The 2,804-nt window shown below is 57.1% G+C and carries 1 rRNA gene; it reads right to left on the bottom strand.

What is annotated here, in order from left to right:
• Window positions 1-81: 81 nt before the first annotated feature.
• Window positions 82-2,804: ribosomal RNA gene (locus tag ABH927_RS34105) — 23S ribosomal RNA — on the bottom strand; the annotation flags it as partial.

The raw sequence follows: 2,804 nt of genomic DNA on the forward strand, positions 1-2,804 counted from the left end.
CCCCAGGTTCGCGCACCCACCCCACCCCGAAAAAGGGAGGGAACGGATGCCGCAGGAACCACACAGGGTGGTATTTGCTTTGTGGTCAAGTCCTCGGCCTATTAGTACCGGTCAGCTCCACACATTACTGTGCTTCCACCTCCGGCCTATCAACCCCATCGTCTCTAGGGGGCCTTACCCACTCTCGTGGTGGGAGACCTCATCTCGAGGCGAGCTTCCCGCTTAGATGCTTTCAGCGGTTATCCCTGCCGAACGTAGCCAACCAGCCGTGCTCCTGGCGGAACAACTGGCACACCAGAGGTTCGTCCGTCCCGGTCCTCTCGTACTAGGGACAGCCCCTCTCAAGTCTCCTGCGCGCGCAGCGGATAGGGACCGAACTGTCTCGCGACGTTCTAAACCCAGCTCGCGTACCGCTTTAATGGGCGAACAGCCCAACCCTTGGGACCTACTCCAGCCCCAGGATGCGACGAGCCGACATCGAGGTGCCAAACCATCCCGTCGATATGGACTCTTGGGGAAGATCAGCCTGTTATCCCCGGGGTACCTTTTAGCCGTTGAGCGACACCGCTTCCACATGCCGATGCCGGATCACTAGTCCCAGCTTTCGCTCCTGCTCGACCCGTCAGTCTCACAGTCAAGCTCCCTTGTGCACTTACACTCGACACCTGATTGCCAACCAGGCTGAGGGAACCTTTGGGCGCCTCCGTTACACTTTAGGAGGCAACCGCCCCAGTTAAACTACCCACCAGACACTGTCCCCCACCCGGATACACGGGCGCGGGTTAGACGTCCAAAACGACCAGAGTGGTATTTCACCAATGACTCCACGATGACTAGCGTCACCGCTTCCCAGTCTCCCACCTATCCTACACAAGACGCTCCAAACGCCAATGTCAAGCTGTAGTGAAGGTCCCGGGGTCTTTCCGTCCTGCTGCGCGAAACGAGCATCTTTACTCGTACTGCAATTTCACCGGGCCTGTGGTTGAGACAGCGGGGAAGTCGTTACGCCATTCGTGCAGGTCGGAACTTACCCGACAAGGAATTTCGCTACCTTAGGATGGTTATAGTTACCACCGCCGTTTACCGGCGCTTAAGTTCTCAGCTTCGCCGAAACACGTTCGACTAACCGGTCCCCTTAACGTTCCGGCACCGGGCAGGCGTCAGTCCGTATACATCGTCTTACGACTTAGCACGGACCTGTGTTTTTAGTAAACAGTCGCTTCCCCCTGGCCACTGCGACCCCCACCAGCTTCGAACGCAAAGGTCCTACACCAGTAAAGGTCCCCCTTCTCCCGAAGTTACGGGGGCAATTTGCCGAGTTCCTTAACCACAGTTCACCCGAACGCCTTAGTATTCTCTACCTGACCACCTGAGTCGGTTTAGGGTACGGGCCGCCACGACACTCACTAGAGGCTTTTCTCGGCAGCATAGGATCACCCACTTCGCCACAATCGGCTCGGCATCACACCTCAGGAACATGAGAGACGGATTTGCCTATCTCTCTCCCTACATGCTTACCCCGGGAACAACCATCGCCCGGGATGGGCTACCTTCCTGCGTCACCCCATCGTTTACCTACTACCAGATCAGGCCGAGCGTTCACTCTGACACCCACTCCGAAGAGCAGACCGAGTTAAGGACTCTTAGTATCACTGGGTTCGATATGGGCGCATCACAGCGGGTACGGGAATATCAACCCGTTGTCCATCGACTACGCCTGTCGGCCTCGCCTTAGGTCCCGACTTACCCTGGGCGGATTAGCCTGCCCCAGGAACCCTTGGTCATCCGGCGCAGAAGTTTCTCACTTCTGACTCGCTACTCATGCCTGCATTCTCACTCGCACAACCTCCACGGCTGGATCACTCCGCCGCTTCACCGGATTGCACGACGCTCCCCTACCCACCCAACCCCAAAGAGTCGAGTGCCACGACTTCGGCGGTGTACTTGAGCCCCGCTACATTATCGGCGCGGAATCACTTGACCAGTGAGCTATTACGCACTCTTTCAAGGATGGCTGCTTCTAAGCCAACCTCCTGGTTGTCTCTGCGACTCCACATCCTTTCCCACTTAGCACACGCTTAGGGGCCTTAGTCGGTGATCTGGGCTGTTTCCCTCTCGACCACGGAGCTTATCCCCCGCAGTCTCACTGCCACGCTCTCACTTACCGGCATTCGGAGTTTGGCTGACGTCAGTAACCTTGTCGGGCCCATCAGCCATCCAGTGCTCTACCTCCGGCAAGAAACACGCAACGCTGCACCTAAATGCATTTCGGGGAGAACCAGCTATCACGGAGTTTGATTGGCCTTTCACCCCTACACACAGGTCATCCCCCAGGTTTTCAACCCTGGTGGGTTCGGTCCTCCACGCAGTCTTACCCACGCTTCAACCTGCCCATGCGTAGATCACTCCGCTTCGGGTCTACAGCATGCGACTCAAACGCCCTATTCAGACTCGCTTTCGCTACGGCTCCCCCACACAGGTTAACCTCGCCACACACCATAACTCGCAGGCTCATTCTTCAAAAGGCACGCAGTCACATCACAAACAAGGCAAGCCTCGTCTACGCTCCTACGGCTTGTAGGCACACGGTTTCAGGTACTATTTCACGACCCCTCACCGGGGCGCTTTTCACCTTTCCCTCACGGTACTCGTTCACTATCGGTCATCAGGGAGTATTTAGGCTTACCAGGTGGTCCTGGCAGATTCACACAGGATTCCTCGAGCCCCGTGCTACTCGGGACACCCTCAAACAGTCAGCATGATTTCGCCTACCCGGCTCTCACGGTCTACGGCGCCCCTTCCCA

Origin of the sequence: Planotetraspora sp. GP83 (assembly GCF_041262585.1) — a bacterium.
In the GTDB taxonomy this organism is placed as follows: Bacteria; Actinomycetota; Actinomycetes; order Streptosporangiales; family Streptosporangiaceae; genus JAOEGB01.